The sequence below is a fragment of the Lactovum odontotermitis genome, from assembly GCF_054658595.1.
On sequence record NZ_BAAGGQ010000019.1, the window covers coordinates 14,029 to 35,867 of the forward strand.

At 45.8% G+C, this 21,839-nt stretch carries 18 protein-coding genes and 1 pseudogene; 3 read left to right on the top strand and 16 right to left on the bottom strand.

Annotated features, from left to right (window positions below; translation table 11 throughout):
- Positions 1–81: 81 nt before the first annotated feature.
- From ACYQ2E_RS09535 to ACYQ2E_RS09565, 7 genes and pseudogenes are all read right to left on the bottom strand, one after another.
- Positions 82–1,131: pseudogene (locus ACYQ2E_RS09535) on the bottom strand (ABC transporter permease); the annotation flags it as partial.
- Positions 1,121–2,641 (bottom strand): ABC transporter ATP-binding protein, encoded by a 1,521-nt coding sequence (locus ACYQ2E_RS09540; protein WP_460017836.1) that lies wholly within the window; start codon positions 2,639–2,641, stop codon positions 1,121–1,123. The gene ACYQ2E_RS09540 and the pseudogene ACYQ2E_RS09535, both read right to left, overlap by 11 nt.
- A gap of 214 nt (positions 2,642–2,855) precedes the next feature.
- Positions 2,856–3,920 carry a BMP family lipoprotein gene (locus ACYQ2E_RS09545; RefSeq protein WP_460017837.1) on the bottom strand — a complete coding sequence of 355 codons (1,065 nt, stop codon included), beginning with the start codon at positions 3,918–3,920 and terminating at the stop codon, positions 2,856–2,858.
- Between the two features lie 154 nt (positions 3,921–4,074).
- Positions 4,075–4,482 carry a cytidine deaminase gene (locus tag ACYQ2E_RS09550; protein WP_460017838.1) on the bottom strand — a complete coding sequence of 136 codons (408 nt, stop codon included), beginning with the start codon at positions 4,480–4,482 and terminating at the stop codon, positions 4,075–4,077.
- A complete protein-coding gene (gene deoC / locus ACYQ2E_RS09555; protein ID WP_460017839.1) occupies positions 4,472–5,179 on the bottom strand; it encodes a deoxyribose-phosphate aldolase in 708 nt (235 codons plus the stop codon). The genes ACYQ2E_RS09550 and deoC overlap by 11 nt, the downstream gene beginning before the upstream one ends.
- Positions 5,180–5,212: 33 nt before the next feature.
- On the bottom strand, positions 5,213–6,496 hold the full coding sequence (locus ACYQ2E_RS09560; protein WP_460017840.1) for a pyrimidine-nucleoside phosphorylase: 1,284 nt from the start codon (positions 6,494–6,496) through the stop codon (positions 5,213–5,215).
- 91 nt (positions 6,497–6,587) lie between these two features.
- Entirely contained in the window at positions 6,588–7,184 is a 597-nt protein-coding gene (locus ACYQ2E_RS09565) for a class I SAM-dependent methyltransferase (RefSeq protein WP_460017841.1), read from the bottom strand.
- Between the two features lie 45 nt (positions 7,185–7,229).
- Here ACYQ2E_RS09565 and coaA point away from each other — a divergent pair, with 45 nt between their 5' ends.
- Both coaA and guaA read left to right on the top strand, forming a co-directional pair.
- Positions 7,230–8,150, top strand: coding sequence for a type I pantothenate kinase (gene coaA / locus ACYQ2E_RS09570; RefSeq protein ID WP_460017842.1), 921 nt, complete (start codon positions 7,230–7,232; stop codon positions 8,148–8,150).
- Between the two features lie 93 nt (positions 8,151–8,243).
- The gene (guaA, locus tag ACYQ2E_RS09575) at positions 8,244–9,788 is read left to right on the top strand and encodes a glutamine-hydrolyzing GMP synthase (protein WP_460017843.1); all 1,545 of its coding nucleotides are present in this window, start codon (positions 8,244–8,246) and stop codon (positions 9,786–9,788) included.
- A gap of 78 nt (positions 9,789–9,866) precedes the next feature.
- Here guaA and ACYQ2E_RS09580 read toward each other — a convergent pair whose 3' ends face one another.
- The 4 genes from ACYQ2E_RS09580 to xylA all read right to left on the bottom strand — a co-directional run bounded on the left by ACYQ2E_RS09580 (position 9,867) and on the right by xylA (position 15,475).
- On the bottom strand, positions 9,867–11,267 hold the full coding sequence (locus tag ACYQ2E_RS09580; RefSeq protein WP_460017844.1) for a sugar porter family MFS transporter: 1,401 nt from the start codon (positions 11,265–11,267) through the stop codon (positions 9,867–9,869).
- Between the two features lie 259 nt (positions 11,268–11,526).
- Positions 11,527–12,534 carry an aldose epimerase family protein gene (locus tag ACYQ2E_RS09585; protein ID WP_460017845.1) on the bottom strand — a complete coding sequence of 336 codons (1,008 nt, stop codon included), beginning with the start codon at positions 12,532–12,534 and terminating at the stop codon, positions 11,527–11,529.
- A 2-nt stretch (positions 12,535–12,536) separates the two neighbouring features.
- Positions 12,537–14,093, bottom strand: coding sequence for a xylulokinase (gene xylB, locus ACYQ2E_RS09590; protein WP_460017846.1), 1,557 nt, complete (start codon positions 14,091–14,093; stop codon positions 12,537–12,539).
- Positions 14,094–14,155: 62 nt separating this feature from the next.
- The gene (gene xylA / locus ACYQ2E_RS09595) at positions 14,156–15,475 is read right to left on the bottom strand and encodes a xylose isomerase (protein ID WP_460017847.1); all 1,320 of its coding nucleotides are present in this window, start codon (positions 15,473–15,475) and stop codon (positions 14,156–14,158) included.
- A 139-nt stretch (positions 15,476–15,614) separates the two neighbouring features.
- Here xylA and ACYQ2E_RS09600 point away from each other — a divergent pair, with 139 nt between their 5' ends.
- Positions 15,615–16,583 carry a helix-turn-helix domain-containing protein gene (locus tag ACYQ2E_RS09600; RefSeq protein ID WP_460017848.1) on the top strand — a complete coding sequence of 323 codons (969 nt, stop codon included), beginning with the start codon at positions 15,615–15,617 and terminating at the stop codon, positions 16,581–16,583.
- A gap of 175 nt (positions 16,584–16,758) precedes the next feature.
- On the opposite strand, the gene ACYQ2E_RS09605 is transcribed toward ACYQ2E_RS09600, so the two are convergent.
- The 5 genes from ACYQ2E_RS09605 to ACYQ2E_RS09625 all read right to left on the bottom strand — a co-directional run bounded on the left by ACYQ2E_RS09605 (position 16,759) and on the right by ACYQ2E_RS09625 (position 21,635).
- Entirely contained in the window at positions 16,759–17,628 is an 870-nt protein-coding gene (locus tag ACYQ2E_RS09605; protein ID WP_460017849.1) for an ROK family protein, read from the bottom strand.
- Between the two features lie 18 nt (positions 17,629–17,646).
- Entirely contained in the window at positions 17,647–18,774 is a 1,128-nt protein-coding gene (guaB, locus tag ACYQ2E_RS09610; RefSeq protein ID WP_460017850.1) for an IMP dehydrogenase, read from the bottom strand.
- Positions 18,775–18,863: 89 nt separating this feature from the next.
- Positions 18,864–19,337 (bottom strand): ASCH domain-containing protein, encoded by a 474-nt coding sequence (locus ACYQ2E_RS09615; RefSeq protein ID WP_460017851.1) that lies wholly within the window; start codon positions 19,335–19,337, stop codon positions 18,864–18,866.
- A 226-nt stretch (positions 19,338–19,563) separates the two neighbouring features.
- A complete protein-coding gene (locus tag ACYQ2E_RS09620) occupies positions 19,564–20,439 on the bottom strand; it encodes a hypothetical protein (protein ID WP_460017852.1) in 876 nt (291 codons plus the stop codon).
- 131 nt (positions 20,440–20,570) lie between these two features.
- A complete protein-coding gene (locus tag ACYQ2E_RS09625; protein ID WP_460017853.1) occupies positions 20,571–21,635 on the bottom strand; it encodes a CHAP domain-containing protein in 1,065 nt (354 codons plus the stop codon).
- Positions 21,636–21,839 lie beyond the last annotated feature (204 nt).

A 21,839-nucleotide genomic window follows, 5' to 3' on the forward strand; every position in this document is an offset into this window, starting at 1 on the left:
ACTCGAGAGCTCGACTTTCTCGTTCTGTGACACAGTTTCAGCTGCCAATTTCCTCTCCTCGTCCATCATCTTATCCCGGTGTTCCCGGGCTTTCGGCAAAATGGTCTCAATGACGAACCGAATGGCAATAAAGAAGATGATTGAGGCGGTCACAATGGAGACAATTTCTTGAGGAATGTTGGCAATGGTCATGCCGGTCTTTCCCACCTGCAGGACGGCGAAAAGCAGAGCTGCAAAAAGAATGCCAAGTGGTGAATTCTGACCCAGCAAAGCAACAGCCATGCCGTCAAATCCGATTGACATCGAAGCATGCTGCATGGCGAAATACTGCATGGTACCAATCCCGTAAACCACACCGCCGAGACCTGATAGAGCACCAGCAATCATCATTGAAGAAATAATCGTACGTTTGGCAGAAATGCCGGCATATTCGGCAGCTGACGGATTCAGCCCTACCGCCTTAATTTCAAAACCAAGCGTCGTGCGGGCAAAGAGAATCGCCATGATGATTAAGGCAATCACAGCAATGAAAATGCCGATGTTAAGCGTTGAATCATCCGTCAGCCTGGACAGCCAAGCCAAACGGAAAGTCGCGTTCGGGCCGACCAGCCTGGTATTATCCGTCGCCGCGGCCTGAATAATCTTCTTCGAGAAGACATTTTTGAGCATAAAGGTTGAGCCGAAGAGAATCACATAATTCATCATAATCGTGACAATGACTTCGGAAGTCCCAAGCAAAGCCTTTAAAATTCCCGGGATTAGCCCCATGACCAGTCCGCCGATTATTCCCACAATTAAAATCATCGGAATTAAAATAATACGAGGCATATCAGGAAAAGACAGCGCAAACCAGATTGACGCCACCCAGCCAGCTAAAGCCTGACCGGACATCCCAATATTGAAAAGCCCGACTTTCATAGACACGGCAAAGGAAAGCGCAGTTAAAATCAAAGGCCCGGCTGTTGAAATCGTTTCACCAATTGAGCGAGCATCGCCAAAAGCGGCATAGAACAACTCTGTGTAGCCAATCAGAGGATTATAACCCGACACCAGCATGATAATGGCACCTAGTATAAATCCTGCCAGTACTGCTATGATAGGAACTAGAATTTTTTTCACTTTAGGATTCATTGACTTTACCTCCTACCATCAGGATTCCCAGCTCGTTTTTATTGGTTTCAGCCGGATTGACCTCGCCCTGGATTTTTCCGTCGTGAATAACGGCAATTCTGTCAGACACATTGAGAATTTCGTCCAATTCAAATGACACGACGAGAACAGCTTTACCTGTATCGCGCGCCATAATCAGACGTTTGTGAATGTATTCAATTGCGCCGACATCGAGCCCGCGTGTCGGCTGACTGACAATCAGCAAATCAGGGTCACGGTCCATTTCACGGGCGATAATTGCTTTCTGCTGATTGCCGCCGGACAAATCACCGGCTGGTATCAGCTCACTGGCACCGCGGACATCAAACTCAGCCATTAAATCTCGTGCATGCTGGTCAATCGCATGATAATTCAAGAAGCCAGCTTTTGACAGCGGCGGCTGATAGTAGGTCTGAATGGCCATATTTTCAGCGACGGTCATCTGCAGAATCAGTCCTTCGCGCTGACGGTCTTCAGGCACATGACCGACCGACATCTCCGTGATTTGACGCGGGCGATGATTGGTAATGTCGACTCCTTTAAGCGTGACTGTTCCCGAGCTGACCTTCATCAAACCTGTGACAGCCTTAATCAATTCTGACTGACCATTTCCGTCAATTCCTGCCAGTCCAACCACCTCACCGGCCCGAACCTGCAGTGATAAGCCTTTAACAGCTTCTGACCCGCGGGATTCTTTAACGACGAGATTATTTATGTCCAGGACAATCTCTTTCGGCTCGGCTGGTTTCTTCTCGGTGATGAATGAAACTGCGTGTCCCACCATCATTTCAGCTAATTCCTGATTGCTGCGGCCGGCTACTTCAGTGGTTTCAATACATTTTCCGCGGCGAATCACGGTGACACGGTCTGCTACTGCTCGGATTTCATCCAATTTGTGAGTAATCAGAAGGATGGACTTCCCCTCTTTCGTCAAATTCCTCAGAATCTCCATCAATTCAGTGATTTCAGCAGGCGTCAGCACGGCCGTCGGCTCATCAAAAATCAGAATATCAGCCCCGCGATAAAGTGTTTTTAAAATTTCCACGCGCTGCTGCATGCCGACATTAATATCACGCACTAGAGCGTCTAAATCAACCTGTAAGCCATACTTCTCAGACAGCTCAGCAATTTGCTTGCGGGCTGATTTAACATCAAGCATTAGGCCTTTGGTCGTCTCCGTTCCTAAAATGATGTTTTCTACCACAGTGAAAGCGTCAACCAGCATAAAATGCTGATGCACCATGCCGATGCCGAGTTTGCTGGCTTTTGAAGGGCTGTCAATTATTTCCTCTTTGCCGTTAACTTTAATCTGGCCTTCTGTGGGCTGGAGGATACCGGACAACTGGTTCATCAAAGTTGATTTGCCGGCTCCGTTTTCACCTAAAAGTGCATGGATTTCACCTTTTCTGAGCTGAAGATTGATATGATCATTGGCCACAAAAGTTCCGAAAACCTTTGTTACTTCAATCATCTCGATAACATTTTCAGTCATGAAATAACCCCTTTCCTAAATTTGTTATTTTATTTTAACATAAATATAAAATTTTTTGTCGAAAAAATAGCGCTTTCAAGTCTTTTTCTGCTTTCTGTACATATTCTTTGAATTGTATTATTTAAAAAGCCCAATGGGCCTTTTATACTATCTGACTATCTGACTATCTGTCTGTCACGCATAAAAAACTGGAAATAAATCCAGTTTTTGAAACTTATTTCTCAGGGACAGAAACCGTACCGCCAATAATATCTTGTTTCGCAGTCTCTACTGCAGTCTTGGCATCCTTAGTCAAATGAGTCGTTGTTAAATCAACACCACTGTTCTTTAAGTTATAAGTCAAAGTTTGACCGCCGGGAAATTTATCATCTGCCGCTTTATTTGAAAGGTCTTCAACAACCGCGCCTACGCCCTTAAGTGTTGAGCAGAGCACGAAATTGGAGTTTTTACCGTCTTTAGACTTGTAATTGCCTTCGTCATTCTGGTCGCGGTCAACACCGACAACCCAGACTTTATCAGCCTCATTCGTATCTTCGTTAAGCGCTTTTGCCTGAGCAAAGACACCGGCACCGACACCGCCGGCAGCTTGATAAATGACATCAGCACCCGCAGCGTACATTGACTGTGCTAAAGTTTTGCCCTTACCAGCATCAACAAATGAATCGGCCAATTGTGAATCAATCGTGATTGAAGAATCAACTGACTTGACGCCTGCCTCGAAGCCGACACGGAAACGAGTGATGACATCCGAGTTCTGACCGCCGATAAAGCCGACGTGATTGGTCTTCGTTGTTTTGGCAGCCGCAACACCAGCCAGATAAGCAGCTTCATTATCTGCGAAAGTTGCTGAAGCCGTATTATCACCGGTAATCGTTGAGTCAATGATTGCAAAGTTGACTTTCGGATTTGCCTTAGCAGCATTCTGAGTGGCCGTCTGCAAAGCATAACCGATACCAAAAATCAGCTTGTAGTCGCCTGAAATCGCTGAAGTAAAGTTGTTGGCATAATCAGCTTCTGAGTTAGACTGGAAATAGTTGATGCCGTGTCCTCTTGACAAGTTCATTGACTTGCCCCACTTCTGCAGACCTTCCCAGGCTCCCTGGTTAAATGACTTGTCATTAACACCGCCAGTATCCGTGACAACGGCAACCTTGAGCTCGGTTTTTGCTTTGGCGTTACTGTCGGATGAGCCTCCGCTGCTGTTTGCACGGCAGCCTGTCAGCATCGCAATCGCCAGAAGCCCAATCGCTCCAATACCTAAAAGACGTTTTTTGTTCATCGTGAACAACCTCCTAATTTTTCAAGCTGTGAATGAGAAATTCGCGAGCGATACAGATTTTTATGCACAGCCGCTTTTTTTCGACATACAACTTAATATTATTCTAATATAAAATCTTGAAAAAATCAAGAGAAAACGTTTTCATCCCAAGCATTTATTTTGATTGTTCGGATTCCAAATCTTTTTTTGCAAAATGATAAGGTAAAAGCTCAATGACAGTGGTCTCCAAGACACTTAAGTTTTTAGAAAGCAAATAAACCGGCATATCATCGGCACAGAATTCGCTTAGGACTTGCCGGCAGGCACCACAGGGACTAATTGCCTCGTCAGTTTCTCCGTAAATATAAATTGCCGAGAACTCCTGATTTCCTTCCGAGACCGCTTTGAAAAGAGCCGTCCTCTCAGCACAGTTGGCGAGCCCGTAGCTGGCATTTTCAATATTACAGCCTTGAAAAACTTTTCCGTCTTTGGTCACGATGGCTGCGCCAACCGGAAAATGCGAGTAGGGAACGTAAGCCCGCGAAGCCGCCTCTTTCGCCAGCTCAGCAATCTTAATTTCCATCCTCAACCCCTTCCTCAGCCTCATCTTCATCTTTTTCCTCTTCAGCAGCCTGACCTTCCATAATCTGCACGCCGTTCGAGGTACCGAGACGTGTAGCCCCCGCCTCAATCATCGCTTCAGCGTCTTCAAAAGAGCGCACGCCGCCGGAAGCTTTCACGCCGATATCCGGTCCGACCGTTTGACGCATCAGCGCAACATCTTCAACAGTTGCACCGCCGCTTGAGAAACCAGTTGAAGTCTTAACAAAGTCCGCACCAGCACTGACTGCCGCTTCACAGGCCTTCACCTTCTCATCGTCAGTCAGAAGACAAGTCTCAATAATCACCTTTAAAAGATGATTTCCTTTAACCGCATTGACAGCAGCAATATCCGACTGAACCAAGTCCCAATCCCCGTCTTTAGCCGCACCGATATTAATGACCATATCAATCTCGCTCGCACCATCAATAATCGCTTTTTCAGCCTCAAAAGCCTTAATCGAGCTCGTGTTGGCGCCCAGAGGGAAGCCGATGACCGTGCAGACTTTAACATCACTGCCTCTGAGCTCCCCGACCGCATAGCTGACCCATACCGGGTTGATGCAGACGGACATAAAGTCATACTGCTTGGCTTCAGCCAAAATCTGGTCAATCTTAGACTTCGGCGCATCAGCTTTCAAGATTGTGTGGTCGATATATTTATTAAGTTTTTCTGTCATTTTTTTTGACACCTTTCAAAAATTTATTCTGTTTTAGCGGATAACTTCAAGAATTTCCTTATATTCCTTTTGCTGATTACCAATTTTTACCGCAGACTTAAATTCGTCAATATGCGCCTGAGTAATCGGTTCATTACTATAGAGTGTGGCAATGACGTCCGTTGGACTGACAGCGTCACCAATCTTGGCGTGCAAATTAATCCCTGCTTGAAAATCAATGCTGTCAGCCTTTGTCGCGCGCCCTGCGCCTAATTTCATTGCAACCAGACCAATATCAAGCGCACCCATTTCTTCGATAAAACCATGCTCACCCGCTGTGATTTCGGTCGTATACTTGGTCTGAAGCGGCTCAGTGATATGGGAAGCATCACCCTCCTGCGCCTCAATCATCTCCAGCAGCTTCGCATAAGCTTCCCCATTGTCAAAATGAGCCAGAATTTCATCAATTGACTTGTCAACATTTGCCAGCTGCAGCATCAATTGCGCCAACTCAGCAATATATTCACGGAACTCAGGGGTCGAGCCGCCTGTCAGAACTTCTACTGCCTCCGCAATCTCATTATGATTGCCGACAGCATAACCCAGCGGCTGATTCATGTTGGTAATCACGGCAACCGTCTTGCGGCCGACAGCTTTTCCTAAATCTACCATCGTTCGAGCCAGTTCTCGGGCGCTGTCGATGTCTTTCATGAAAGCACCATTTCCGACAGTGACATCAAGCAGAATCGCATCTGCACCGCTGGCAATCTTCTTAGACATGACCGATGAAGCAATCAGCGGAATCTGGTCCACCGTCGCCGTCACATCACGCAGCGCATAAAGCAGCTTGTCCGCCTTGACTAAATCATCAGACTGTCCAATAATTGCCAGACCTTTTTCACGCACCTGGTCCTTAAACTCATCAATCGTATACTCGATTTTGAATCCGGGAATCGACTCCAGCTTATCCAGCGTTCCGCCAGTATGCCCAAGCCCGCGGCCCGACATTTTTGCCACCGGCACGCCGAACGAAGCCACCAGCGGCACCAGAACAATGGACACCTTGTCGCCCACACCGCCTGTCGAGTGCTTATCCACCTTGATGCCCGGAATATCGCTCAAATCAATCTGCTCGCCGCTTGCCACCATCGCCATCGTCAAGTCAGCGATTTCTGCCGTCGTCATCCCTTTGAAATAAGTAGCCATCGCAAAGGCCGACATCTGATAATCAGGCACCGCACCACTCACGTAATTTTCAATCATCCAGTCGATTTCAGCCTTGTCAAGGACTTCCCCGTCACGTTTTTTCTGGATGAGGTCAACCATTCTGTAGGTCATTTTTTTATATTTCCCTTCTAAAAATTCTCGCAATGAATTCTATTTAAATTAATTTTATCACACTTAGAAAAATATTACATTTTCCAAAAAATCAGCTGCTTTTTACGCTCCGCAAAATATAATAACCTTTATCACGCGCAACAATTTCACAATTCCCGAAAACCTCGGCCATCTTCTTTTGTGCAGACGGCGCCCCCTGCTTCTTCTGCAAGACCGCCAGCAGCTGACCGCCGGTTTTCAGGTAGGCATAAGCTCCGCTCAGAATGCCGTGTACCACGTCTTTTCCAGCCCGAATGGGCGGATTTGTCACGATGTTGTCAAACTGACCTGTGATTTCTGCGTAGCCGTCGGAGTTGACAATTGTGGCGATAATCCCGTTTTTTTCAGCGTTCTGTGCAGCCAAATCCAGCGCACGGGTGTTAACGTCTGAGAGTGTGACAGTCAGATGGTACTTTTTGGACAAAGTCAGGCCGATTGGCCCATAACCACAGCCGACGTCAAGCAAGGACTGGCCAATCGGTGAAAAATTGTCCAATAAAACCCGCGAGCCGTAATCAATCGCCGACTTGCTGAAAACACCTGCATCTGTCACAAATCGCATCGGTATTCCCAGAAGCTCTAGCTGAAGTTCTTGGATATCGTGTCTAATATCGCGATTATCCTCATAATACATGTTTGTTTTTGCCATAAGTCTAAGCCTAATTATAGCAAAGAATGTGATAAAATAGTAGCCATGAACGAATTCATCAATTTTGACGAGATTTCTCGCGAAACTTGGCAGAATCTCTATAAAACTTCGCTGGCGCCGCTGACTAAGGAAGAGCTGGACGGCATACGCTCGCTCAACGACGAAATCAGCCTGCAGGACGTGTCCGACGTCTATCTGCCGCTGGTGCATCTCGTGCGGCTTTACAAGAAGAACCTTGAGGACATGAGCTTTACGAAGGGCTTGTTTCTGCAGAAAATCGTCAAGACGCCGACGCTCATCATCGGGATTTCAGGCTCTGTCGCTGTCGGAAAGTCAACCACCGCGCGCCTCCTCGAGCTTCTGCTTTCCCGCGCCTTTCGCAGCACGACAGTTGAGCTCGTGACAACCGACGGCTTTCTCTACTCCAATGCCGAGCTCAAAAAGCGCGGAATCCTTGATAGGAAAGGTTTTCCGGAGTCCTATGACATGGAGAAGCTGACCGATTTCTTATATCGGATAAAATCGGGTCATGACGCCGAAATTCCGGTTTATTCGCATCAGTTTTATGATATTTTGGACAATCAGACCCAAGTCATCAAAAATCCGGACATTCTAATCGTCGAGGGTATTAACGTCCTGCAGAACCCGAACAACCAGCTGCTTTATATCTCAGACTTTTATGACTTCTCAATCTATGTCGATGCGGACGAGAAAATCATCGAGAAGTGGTTCCGTGAACGCTTCGACAGTCTACTTCGCATGGCAAAAACCGAGCCGGATAATTTCTACTACCAGTTTACCAAGATGCCCGCTGCAGAAGTTGAACAGCTCATTCACAGCACTTGGGAGAATGTCAATCTGAAAAATCTGCATGAATTCATTGAGCCGACTCGTAACCGGGCTGAAATCATCATTCACAAGTCGGATAAACATTATATTGATAAGCTTTATTTGAAAAAGTACTAAATTTCTGTTCAATAACCGAACAAAAGACATGATTTTCTCGCGATATCGTGTTTTTTACTTAGTTTTCAGCCGCAAATATGCTAAAATTACTCTATGACTAATGTAAAAAAACTTGAAACCATTATCGTCCTTGACTACGGCAGTCAGTACAATCAGCTGATTTGCCGCCGCATCCGCGAAATCGGCGTTTTTACAGAGCTGAAGTCACACAAGATGACGGCGGCTGAGATTCGTGAAATCGCGCCTGTCGGTATCATCTTGTCCGGCGGTCCGAACTCGGTCTATGACGAGGGCTCATTTGATATTGATTCAGAAATTTTCAATCTGGGAATTCCTGTGCTTGGCATCTGTTACGGCATGCAGCTGATGATGCAGAAGGTCGGCGGCAGTGTGGAAGCGGCTTCTGAGCGTGAATACGGTGTGGCGCCTCTGACGCTTCATGGTGAGTCACAGCTTTTTGCAGGTACGCCTGAGGTTCAGGATGTTCTGATGAGTCACAGCGACCGTGTGGCCTATATTCCCGGCAGTTTTGAAATTACTGCTACTTCACCGAACAGTCCTTTTGCGGCGGTTGAGTACGCGGATAAGAAGCTTTACGGCATTCAGTTCCATCCAGAGGTGCGCCATTCTGTTTACGGCACAGACATTCTGCGCAACTTTGCGCTCAAAATCTGCGGTGCAGCCGGCGACTGGTCGATGGAAAATTTCATTGACATGCAAATTGCGGCCATTCGCGAGCAGGTGGGTGATAAAAAAGTGCTGCTCGGTCTGTCCGGCGGTGTAGACAGTTCTGTCGTTGGTGTCTTGTTACAGCGCGCCATCGGCGAGCAGCTGACCTCAATTTTTGTAGACCACGGCTTCCTGCGTAAAGGCGAGGTTGAGCAGGTCATGGAAACCCTGGGCGGAAAATTTGGTCTGAACATTATTCAGGTCGACGCTTCAAAGCGCTTCTGGGACAAGCTTGATGGGCTCTCTGACCCTGAAGAAAAGCGCAAAATCATCGGTGCAGAATTCATTGAAGTCTTCAACGACGAAGCTGCCAAGCTGGACGGAATTGATTTCCTGGCGCAGGGCACGCTCTATACAGATGTGATTGAATCAGGGACTGACACAGCGCAGACTATCAAGTCGCATCACAATGTCGGCGGACTGCCTGAGGACATGCATTTCCAGCTCATCGAGCCGCTGAATACGCTCTTTAAAGATGAAGTCCGCGCGCTCGGCACGCAGCTTGGCATGCCGGATGAAATCGTCTGGCGCCAGCCTTTCCCAGGTCCTGGTCTGGCCATTCGCGTTCTGGGAGATTTGACTCAGGAGAAATTGACAACTGTTCGTGAATCCGATGCGATTCTGCGTGAAGAAATTGCGGAAGCAGGCCTAAAACGTGATGTCTGGCAGTATTTCACAGTAAATACTGGCGTCCGCTCGGTCGGTGTCATGGGGGACTACCGTACCTACGACTACACACTGGCCATTCGTGCCGTGACTTCTATTGACGGCATGACAGCTAACTTTGCCCAATTGCCGTGGGAGGTGCTGCAGAAGATTTCACAGCGTATTGTCAATGAAGTGGATAATGTCAACCGCGTGGTCTACGACATTACTTCCAAGCCGCCTGGAACGATTGAGTGGGAATAGAATAAATATAAAAATAAAAGTCACCAGAAATTCTGGTGGCTTTTATTTGGTGAAATCTCACATTCTAGCTGAAAGCGGTCAATCTTCCTCGCCTACTACTACATTTTGCGGCTTAAGCACTTTTGTTTCACTTGCATGATTGGCTCGGTGATGAAGTTCTGCTTCAATCTGCTCAAGCGTTTTCCCGCGTGTCTCAATGACTTTCCGGCTTGTAAACCAGATGGAAAAGAAACAAAATACGGCGTAGAACAGGAAGATTTTACCTGTTCCGAAAAACTGCAGTAAAGGCAGAAATGTTAATGAAACAAGATAATTCGCTGCCCAGTTGACCACTGCACCGAAGGAGTTTCCAAGTCCGCGGATGTTCAGCGGGAAGCTCTCGCCAATCATAACCCACATGACAGGTCCCCAAGTGGCGGAGAAAAAGGCAATGTAGACAGTAAGTGCAATAACGGCCAGGAATTTGCCGAAAGTCCCGCTGTCCAGCATCATGCCGATTGACATCAGAACCAGGGAAATACCCATTCCCCAGGCGCCGAAATTCAGCATCCAGCGACGGTTGACCTTGTCCATGACTTTCATGGCAATGTAGGTCACAACGACGTTGAAGATCCCAATTCCTAAATGGGCGAAGAGCGCCGCGTTTGTCCCGAAACCAACGGAGACAAAGATAGATGGTGCAAAATACAGGACAGTGTTACAGCCCATGAGCTGCTGAAAGACTGCAAGTCCGATGGCCATAATCAGTACTGGACGGGACATCGGGCCGAAAAGCTCTTTGAAGCCGCCGGTTTTTTCTTCATTGGCCATTAAGGTAATGTCAGAAATTTCTGCTTCTACTGCTTCTTTATTGCCTTGCTGGGTCATGGTTAATACTTGACGAGCCGTTTTCTCATCGCCTTTTCGGATGAGATAACGCGGAGATTCAGGCAGGAAAATTCCGCCTGCAAAGAGTGCGATTGCTGGAATGATGGCTAACAGCAGCATCCAGCGCCACTCATGCTGAATGTTCTGTAGTGCCCAGTTGGATAAATAGGCCAGGAAAATTCCTGTCATAATCATCAGCTGGAACATCGTGGAAACTGAGCCGCGAATGTTAGCTGGAGAAAGTTCTGACAGGTAAGTTGGTACTAATGCCGAAGCAGCACCTACAGCGATACCAAGTACTACTCTAAATAGGACTAGCACGGCGAAGCTTTGCGCCAGCCCGCAGCCTAGAGCACCAACTGCAAAAATAAGTGCTGACAGCAGCAGGAGCTTCTTGCGTCCAAATCGGTCAGACATCGGTCCAATGACAGCTGCACCGATGACGGCGCCTAAAAGCACGCCAGATACCACCCAGCCTGAGGACCAGGCATTAAGATGGAGCTCTTTTTCAATAAAGAGGATGGCGCCCGAGATGACTCCTGTGTCGTAACCAAAGAGTAATCCGCCCAGTGCACCAAAGAAATAAATGAAACCAGGAGAAAGTTTTCTCACGATAAAATCCCTTCTAATCGCATTCGTGAAAGCGTCCGGCTGTCTTTTACAGTTGGCACGGCAGGAGGAAATGCCCTGTAAACAGCTGCAGCCGACCGCTTGCACAAGTGCTCGGTTGTTTTGCAAGTTTGACTTGCTTTATTTTTTACTCTTACATGTTACCGTTTTCTGTAAGAGCTTTCTCATCAAAAATTCAGATTTCAAGTAGGAAAAGTTGTCATGGTTGTAAAAGTTGGTAAAATATTTTTATTGAGGCGCTTTATTCTACTGTGAAACGGTAATCTGAACGGAATTTTTTCTTTTCGCCTGCAAGAATCCTGGTCGACGGCCAGTCAGGATGATGGACGCTGTCCGGTAATTCCTGAAATTCAATCGCAATGCCGCGATTGGCTGACATTTTTCTATCATTGACAAGCGATTTGGTTTCCGGATTGGTGGCTGTATAAATCACGACTGACTTTCTGTCTGTTCGTCCAATCAGCTTTCTTCCGGACTTCGGCTCATAAAGAATGAGTTCATTTTCTTCTGAATCTTCCGGAAAGACAAAACAGTCATCAAATCCGTCTGCTTTTTCTTCCAGAATTTTAGAAATTTTTATGCTCTTTTGCAAGTCATAAACACTGCCGTCAACCGGCAGCAAACGGCCTGTCGGAATATTTTCGTCATTTGTTTCTGCCACTCGATTCGCTGAAACTTGAATTTCGTGATTCAGCGTTGTCTCGTGGTCTGCGGACAAATTAAAATATGGATGAAGCGCTGGGTTAAAGAGCGAATCAGTCGCTGACAGGCCAGTCATTTCTACTGACAGCCTGTCATCAACCAACTCATAAGTGACTGAGGCCTCAATTGGCCCTGGAAATCCTGAGATTTTATCTGTCAGCGTCAATGTGATACCGACAGACTGCTCTGTCTGAAACGTTTCGTAAGACCAGAACTGTCTTTCCCAGCCTTGACTCCCTGAGTGGAGCAGGTTTTGCCCCTCATTGGCTTCTAAACGGATAGAATCATAAGCCGCGCCTGCAATTCGTCCAGCTACAGGGCCGCAGATGGCACCGTAATATCCATTGTCATATATATAGGATTCGGAATCGTTTTTGGAGAGGAGGATATTTTCAAAGTTTCCATTTCTATCGGGTGCAAAAAGTTGGTGAAGCCTTGCTCCGAAGTCATGGACAACGATGGTGAGTCGTCCGTTTGAAAGTGTAATCTGCTGGATGCTTCTCTCTGTGTTGAAGGGGAGTTGTGTTTCAGAAATTGTGAATTTCATTTTCAGTCCTTATTCTCAAGCGCGTTGTCATTAGCGTTTTTCACCTCATTGACTTCATTAGTTTCATTAAAATCAACGAGTTCATGAGAAAGTTCAGCCGTTGCGGCATACATTTTTTCCCAGATATGGTAAACTTTCTCATATTTTTCAGCATTTTCGGGATTTGGTACAAAAGTCGACGATTTGTAGTGAACAAATACTTTTGTAACTTCTTCTAAGCTGTCATAGAGTCCGCATCCATAGGCTGCAATCATGCAGGCACCAAGTCCCGGACCTTGCTCAACAGTCAGAGAAAGCATCTCACTGTTGAAAATATCGGCCTGCATCTGCATGATGTCCGGATTTTGAGCACCGCCGCCGACCGAAATCAACTGCTTGAAGCGCTTCTGCTTGGTTGCTTCGATTCGGTCTTTTGAGTCACGCAAGGAAAAAGTAATGCCTTCCAAAACGGCTCTGGCAAAATGTTTTTGCTCATGCTGAGCCGAGATTCCTACGAAAGCCCCGCGGATTTTCGAGTCAAAGTGCGGTGTCCGCTCGCCTGAAATATACGGCGTGAAAAGCAGTCCATTTGAGCCTGGCGTCACTGTGTGAACGTCTGCTAAAAGCTCATTGAAGCTCAAGCCCTTGCCGAAGGTCTCCTTGTACCAGTTCAGAGAATTTCCGGCAGCCAGAGTGACGCCCATTGAATAATAAGCCGCCGGCACCGTATGGTTAAAGAAGTGCAGCTTTCCCTGGTAATCTGCAACTTCAGGCTCAAAAGCTGAAACCACGCCGGATGTTCCCATCGAAATCAGACCGACTTCTTCATTGATTAAACCAGTTCCCAGAGCCGCTGCCGCATTATCTGCGCCGCCTGCAAAGACCTTGACTTCAGCGGTTATATTGAAGCGCTTTTTAATTTCTTCCTTGACAGTTCCGATTTGAGCGGTTGATTCGACCAGCTCCGGTAAAATACTCATGTCAATGTTGAAAGTTCCGGCAATTTCCTCTGACCAGCTTCCTTTTTCAATGTCCAGCAGCAAAGTTCCAGCCGCATCTGAATAATCCGTGTGCGTATTTCCAGTCAGCCAGAGGCCTAAATAGTCCTTCGGCAGCATGATTTTGCGCACGCGCGACCAGATTTCCGGCTCATTTTCCTGAAGCCAAAGAATTTTGGGCAAAGTAAAGCCCTCGAGCGCAATGTTTTTGGTAATTTCAAGCAGACGCGCCCCTAATTTTTGACTAATCTCCTGACACTGTCGACTTGTTCTGACATCATTCCAGAGAATGGCCGGATAGACAGGAACATCATTTTCGTCCAAAACCACCAGCGAATGCATCTGACCGGAAAAACTGATGCCGGCCAAAGCCTGACCAAAGTCAGCTACCTCAACAGATAGAGCTGACAGAACTGATTTTAATGCCGCGGTCCAATATTCCGGGCGTTGCTCAGAGTAGCCCTGTTTCGGCCGGTCAATGCCGTATTCCGATGACTGAACTGCAACGACCTGACCTTGTTCATTCGTCAAAATCCCCTTAAGGCTTGATGTGCCTAGGTCAATTCCTAATACATATGTCATTTGTTTTCCTTACTATTGCCAAAAGCGGGGGAACCCCGCTTCCAGCCAGATTTTAACTTTTCTTAAACCAGATAATCATTTAGAACTGATTTGATGTATTCAAGATGGTTTGACTCCAGCTTGATTTCATCGCCGTGTTCAAGCGCAAACTCAGCCAAAGACTTAAACGTTGCAGTGCCGTCTTCAATCGAGCGTCCGACTTCAGTGTCTTTGTATGAGCTGTAACGCTCATCAATAATACCTGAAAGGAACTTGTCTTCAACCATTGCAGCAGCACCTTTCAAGGCACGCGCATAAGTATCCATGCCGGCAATGTGTGCAAGAAGAAGGTCTTCCGCTTCAAATGACGTCCGGCGTACTTTCGCGTCAAAGTTGATGCCGCCCTTGCCGAGCCCGCCATTCAGGAGAATTTGGTACATTGCCAGTGTGATGTCAATGACAAGCGTAGGGAATTCATCTGTATCCCAGCCGAGCATATAATTGCCCTGGTTAGCATCAATTGAGCCCAGTGCATCGTACAAACGCGCCGTATTGAGCTCGTGCTCAAACGTGTGACCTGCCAGCCAGGCGTGGTTTGTTTCCAGATTGAGCTTGAAATATGGGTCCAGGTCATATTTCTGAAGAAAGGCCATCGCTGTAGCAGCATCATAGTCATACTGGTGCGTCATCGGCTCTTTCGGCTTCGGCTCAATCAGAAAGACCGGCAGATGGTCGATTGACTTCGCATAGTCAATGGCCATGTGGAAGAATTTTGCCATATGGTCCATTTCAAGCTTCATGTCAGTATTCAAAAGTGACTCGTAGCCCTCACGGCCGCCCCAGAAGACATAGTTTGCTCCGCCGAGTTTCTTAGAAATTTCCAGGCCTTTTTTAACTTGAGCAGCGCTGTAGGCAAAGACCTCTGCACGGTTTGACGTAGAAGCACCGTTCATGTAGCGCGGATTAGAGAACATATTGGCCGTGTTCCAAAGGAGCTTAATGCCTGTTTCCTCTTGCTTTTCAAGCAGGTGGTCTGTGATTTCATCCAGATTCGCATAAAATTCTTTGAGTGAATCTCCGGCAGGCGCGACATCAATATCGTGGAAGCAATAGTACTTCATTCCCAGCTTCTGCGCGATTTCAAAGAAAGCTTCTACACGACGGTGCGCACGCTCAAGCTCAGTTCCGCCCTCTAAATCCCAGGGACGCTCCATCGTTGCACTGCCGAACGGGTCTGCGCCATCCATCGTGATAGTGTGCCAGAAAGCCAGGGCAAAGTGAAGATGTTCCTGCATTGTCTTGCCGAGCACCACTTCTTCCGGGTTGTAATGACGGAAAGCAAACATGTTTTTAGTTTTTGGACCCTCGTATTTGATAGGTGCAATGTTGTCAAAGTAAGCCATTTTATAGCTCCTCCTCTTTTATTAAAGTTTTATTATTTTCTAACTCCTGTACACATTTGCCAAATGAGAAATCTTAAAGTATAATGAATAAATCAAGCACTTGAGCACTCAGGCGAATGCATTTACAGGAGATATAGACATGAAAAATGAATTAGAAGCTATCGCTCATTCAAAGATAAACAATCTTAATTTTTTATTAGTAGACATTGCTTATCGTAAACCCCACTTCCACTTTGATATGGAAGTTTCGTTTATTTTAGAAGGCTCTGGAGTCATCCGAACCCAGGACCAGGAGATTCCAATCAAAGCCGGGCAGGGGATTATTTTTAATAACTGCCAAGTTCACGAAATCGTTTCAGAGCAGTCAATGAAGATACTAGTTTTTCAATTTAGCACCACACTGTTTGAAATTGTTTTCCCGCAGCTCAGTGAAATGAATTTCGAAAGTCAGCTTTTCAACCTTTCAGACAATCTGGACATTCTCTACTTTACCTTTCGGGCAGCGCTCAGCTATTTCAAAGACGGCAATCATTCTCCGCTGCGTGTGCACGGCTATACTTCACTGATTTTAGACGGCCTGATGAAAATCTGCAATTACACCATCCTCAATGCGGCTCAGCAGAATAAAATCATTGATTTGCAGGAGCGGATACAGCGCATCTCCACCTTTATTCATGAAAACTATACAGATAAAATTTCCTTAGATGACTTAGCTTCCCGCGAAGGCTTCTCACGAACCTACTTCAGTCATTTCTTCAAGAATAATTTCGGCATTACTTTCAAAGAATATCTGAACAATCTGCGCTGCGAAAAGGCCAGAACACTGCTTTCATCCACTAATGAAAATCTCTTAACGATTTCCTATATCTGCGGCTTTTCCGACATCCGCACACTTAACAATGCTTTCATGAAATGTTACAATGTGAGCCCTAAAGATTACCGTAAAACGGGACATCATCTGCCTTATGAGCTGACTGACATAGGTGAGATTCCTTTCAATCAGGATGAAATCGACAATCAGAGAACTTATGATGACGCCGAAAGCTTTGATATTCTCCATCGTTATTTCAGCAGATTCAAGCAGGAACAGCTGCCTCCTGCTTTGTAAGGGCCATTCACAAACGCTTGGCCTGTTTACATGTCTAATCATATCGTTCTGTGAAATTTTTATCTTACTGGTTTTTTAGATTTCGTGGTGGAAACGTTGTCATTTTGGAAAATACAAAAAAATGCGTACAGTTCTCAAAGAATTATACGCATTTTTATATTAACTGGAGCTGTCCTTACTTGAAAGTTTGTCTAAAATCAACCGCCGCGCCAATCAAATTGGCATCATTTTTAAATTCGCAAGTCAGAACATCCGGCACAAATGTGGCAACATCAACGATTTCAAGGATTTTATCGAACTGCTGCTGCAGCGCAGGAATCAGCCAGTCAGCCTGGGACACACCGCCGCCAATCACCACGCATTCAGGGTCAAAACTGTAAGTCAGATTGAAAATGCCTTTGGCCACATTAAACAGGAAAATTTCCTTTTCTTCTTGGGCAATTTCGTCCCCTTGGCTGGCCAATTCAAAAATTTCAACGGCATCGAGTTCTTTGCCTGTCCGCTTATTGTAACGCTCAGCCATGCGGATTGTCGTCCCGAGGTCAGAGAATGAATTTTTATCGTCCATCAGCATGAAGCCGAATTCACCGCCGAAGAGGTGCTTGCCGTGATGAATCTTGCCGTCCATAACTACGGCGCCGCCTACACCCGTTCCCAGAACCACAAACAGCACATCAGAAAGGCCGCGTGCCGCGCCGAATTCGATTTCAGCCAGGGCTGCACAGTTTGCATCATTTTCGATTGAAACCGGCAGGCCGAAGATTTCCTTTTCAAACTTCGTATGAATATCAAAATTATGAATATAGGGCAGTGCGCTGGCGCCTTCAATGACGCCGGTTTTCTTGTTGACGGCGCCAGGTGAGCTGATTGCCGCGCCTGTGATATCGAAACGTGATTTGAAATCATCGGACACTTTTTTCAGCTCAGTGTAAAAATCTTCGATATTATCCGGCGTGTGAAAAGACGATTTTTCTGTCAATTTGCCGTCATCAAATTTCGCGTATTTGATGGAGCTGCCGCCGATATCAATTGTTAGAAGTGACATTGTCAATGCCTTTCTTTATTAGTAATTTGGCGCTTTTTTGATGCCTAAAATTTCGTGTGGATGACTTTCTATCAGACCTGCACCCGACATTTCAATGAACTGGGCTTTTTCATGGAGTGCGGGAATTGTTTCAGCGCCTGTGTAGCCCATGCCTGCACGCAATCCGCCGAGCATCTGGTAGATAATATCTTCTGTCTTGCCTTTGTAGGCCACTACGCCCTCAATTCCCTCGGGAACGAGCTTATTGGCCTCATTGACACCGCCCTGGAAATAACGGTCTTTCGAGCCGCGCTCCATGGCGCCGAGAGAGCCCATGCCGCGGTAAGTCTTGAATTTCTGACCATCAACTTCAAAGATTTCGCCTGGCGCTTCTTCTGTTCCTGCAAACATTGAGCCTAGCATGACTGCATTTCCGCCAGCCGCAAGGGCTTTGACGATGTCGCCGGAATATTTGATTCCCCCGTCGGCAATGATTGTCTTGCCGAGCTCGCGCGCTACTTCTGCCGCGTCGTAGATTGCCGTAATCTGCGGGACACCGACACCTGCAACCACACGTGTTGTACAAATTGAACCGGGACCAATTCCTACCTTGACCACATCAACACCCGCTTCGAACAAGGCACGCGCACCGCCTGCTGTTGCAATGTTGCCGGCAATCAGCGTCTGCGTCGGGAAATGCGAGCGAATCTCGGCAATCTTCCGCAAGACGCCAGCTGAATGACCGTGTGCTGTGTCAATGACGACCGTATCTGCCCCAGCTGCAAACAATGCTTCCACACGCTCAAATGTGTCAGACGACACCCCCACAGCGCCGGCGACAATCAGTCGGCCGTCCGTATCAACAGCAGCGTGGTCGCCAGTCGCTGCTTCCAGCTTAACCTTTGTGACCTCGGCCGCCTGCTGCTCAATGGACAGATTTTTATGAATCACACCCATGCCGCCCATTTGGGCCAGCGCAATCGCCATTTTGCTCTCGGTAACTGTGTCCATGGCCGCTGAAATAATCGGAATGTTCAGCTTCAGGTTCGGTGCAAGACGTGCGGCAACGCTCACTTCGTTCGGCAGGACGTGGCTTTCTGCTGGAATCAGCAGGACATCATCGAAGGTGAGGGCCTTTTTTAAGAATTTGTTTTCCCAGTTTGACATTTTTCTCCTTTGAATAGCATTCGCGGCAAGCGCCCAGCTTGTGAGAGCGTTATTATGAACCGCGGTGTATTTTGCTTTTCACTATTCTATCACGAAATGACGCGAAATTCTTCGCAGACGATGTCCATTTCTGGGCTAAATACGCCAATTGTTCGGAAAAAGTCTTCGTGAACTTGGCGCCAGTAGTTCAGAGACAGGTCGCCTTCTCCTTCTTTGCAGGCGTGCTCAGCAGTGACTTCGCTAAATTTCACGCGATATACCTTAGTTGTTGTAATCGCACAAACCGGCTTTCCTTGTCCATTTAGTACAATATCGTATTTTCCGTCTACTTTCGGAAGCGGAACATTGTCCTGTGCATAGCTGGCAAAATCGCTGGCTGTAGCAGTTTTTTGTCCTTTCAGCACAAGCTGTGCCAATTCTTCCGCCGACTTAATCAGCTCACTGTCATTCAGACCGTCTGCGTCATACGAGTTTTCCCAGGGATTGCCAAGGCAGAATGCCAAGGCCTCGCGAAATTTCTTGGGGTCCAGCTGATGTTCACGGATAAATTTTTCGTAGTTCATATTCATGATTATAGCAGAAATTTGAGTAAAAATAAGTGTTTACATTTTTTGAATAGATGCAGCACAAACAAAATGGATAAAGAATCAGCCACTCCAGTGAATCCTTCCTCCAAAGTCAAGAGTTCCTTTTTATGGGAAAACAAAGCCTCTACAATTTGTTGTAGAGGCTTTGTATCTTTGCCGACTTTTGAATCAAACAGCATTTATGGTTAACCAAAGAAAGGATTTATACTTGGTAAAATGCATGTTCAGTGGAATAAACTTTATCTTGTCCAATCACGATTCGAGCTCTGCCAGAATCCGCCTTATCGTCAGGTCCTTGAATTATCCCTGCAGGGACAATTTCAATAGCATAGCCACCCGTGCCATTGACAGAAAATGCAAGTGCAGAGTCTCCTCTATGTACAGTGTTCCAAATATTATTGTTTTCTGGATTATCAGTAGTTCCTGCATTTGTAATATTTTTTCCGTCCAAGATGAACTGATTACCTATAACTTGTAAAATCTTACCCTGATTATTCTTCCAGAGTCCTTGAATTGTCGCTGTGTCTTTATTCATAATCTGATCTAGATTAACAACACTAGTACCTTCCTTTAATGCTTGCCAAGCCGTCGCTCCATAAATCCAGCCTAAGCTTAACAATTTATTCTGTTCATAAGTACCTGTTGTGTAATTATGTGCACCTGATTTTGCATTTGGGTTATATGCAACATAGTCTGGGACATCTCCACCAGAATAAAATACTGGTTTTCCATCATTATCCCATTTCCAGCCTAGGGAAACATCATGTTCTGCCTCAAATTTGCTTTTCGTGTAGTAATGATCACCACCTTCGGCATTTGGATTGTATATTCGATACACCGCGTCACCTGACACTGGAGCGTACCAGCCGATGCCCTCGGATGTCCAGCCTACGCGTTGGAGATTAATCAGCTCATAGACACCGGATGTATAGAAATGTTCACCAGTGTTCTTGTTGTAAAGACGGTAGACAGGGGCTTGATCTCTTGGTACATCATTTGTTTCTGCATGAACTGGTAATGCTGCTCCCATTGTAAAAAGTGAGAGCGCAAAACCTGCCAATAATTGTAACTTCTTCATTATCTTCTCCTCAATTTTTTATTAAGAATAATTATATCATAGAGTGAAAGCGTTGTAAATGCTGTGTCATTTTATTTTAATTTTTGTATTCTACTCGTTCGAAAGTGACAACGCATAAACTGGGCCTTTCATTATCCATAAAAAGCAACCCCTTCGTAATGCCAGCCAGCAGCAACGAGTGAATCTTTTTCATAAGCACTTGTCGTCCAGAAATGGAAACCATTAGGATTGTAAAGGCGATAAACTGGTAAACCTGAACTTGGGGCAATCCAAGCAACTCCTTGATTATTCCAGCCAGCTGCTGCTAGACTGTTAGCTTCAAAAGAGCTTCCCGTAATAAAGTGTTCACCGCTATTCGGGTTGTAGAGCATATAAATTGGTGTACCACCAGAAGTTGAATTATAAAAAGCAATTCCATCATATTGCCATCCAGAATTTACTAAACTCTGAGCTTCATATTGACTAGCCGTATAATAGTGGTCACCATTATTAAGATTATAAACACGATAAACTGCGTTTGCCACTGCAGGAACTTGAGAAGATTGAATCCTTAAGGAAGGACGTTGAACTCCCCAGAAGGGCTGAGCCCCATTTTCCAATCCAGATGTGTTACGCGTATAACTTTGTATAGATACACCACGATCTGCATGTTCTTCTAAAGTTGTAAATGATGCGCCTGAGACGGAAATAACAATTCCAACATGTCCATTATCCGCTCCCGTCCACACAGCGATATCACCAGCTTGGGGATTTGTCTGATTTTTAGAAAGACGTGTGAAACCATCATAATTAATAGAAGCATATTGATAGGCATCACCAATAAGTTGATAACCAAAAAGATATTCGGAATAAGCTTTTGTAAAGTCCACACACCAAGGGCCATTGCCATCTACGTCTAAGGATTTTCCTATTTGATTACTTGCCCAAGTCAGGGCTTGAGCTTGTGTAATTGAACTGGTTCTTGCACTAGCTGTAGAAAATTTCTGATTAGCTTGCTGAGCGATAATCTCATTTGCTTTTTGGATCTCAGTATCGCTAACATGCTGAACAGATGGATGCTTTTCAGTGTCAACCTTTGCCGTACTTGAAACGGTAGAAGTTTCAGCAAATATCTTACTTTGAGGTACATCAGCAAATAATGAACCACTGGTAAGCAGTGTCACGCAAACTAAAGCGACTTTTGAAGTTTTTTTCATGATTTTCTCCTTATACTATTTTTGATTTAAAAATTATGCATCAGACACAACTGAGTGTTTGCCTGAGAAATTTCTAGTACATTGGACTCACCCCCCTTACTATAACTACTAAATTAAGCACAATCAAAAATATATTTAATTATTGCTAAAACTTTTTACTTTTATTTCTTTAATTTTTATTGTATTCTAAGTAAAGAATAATAC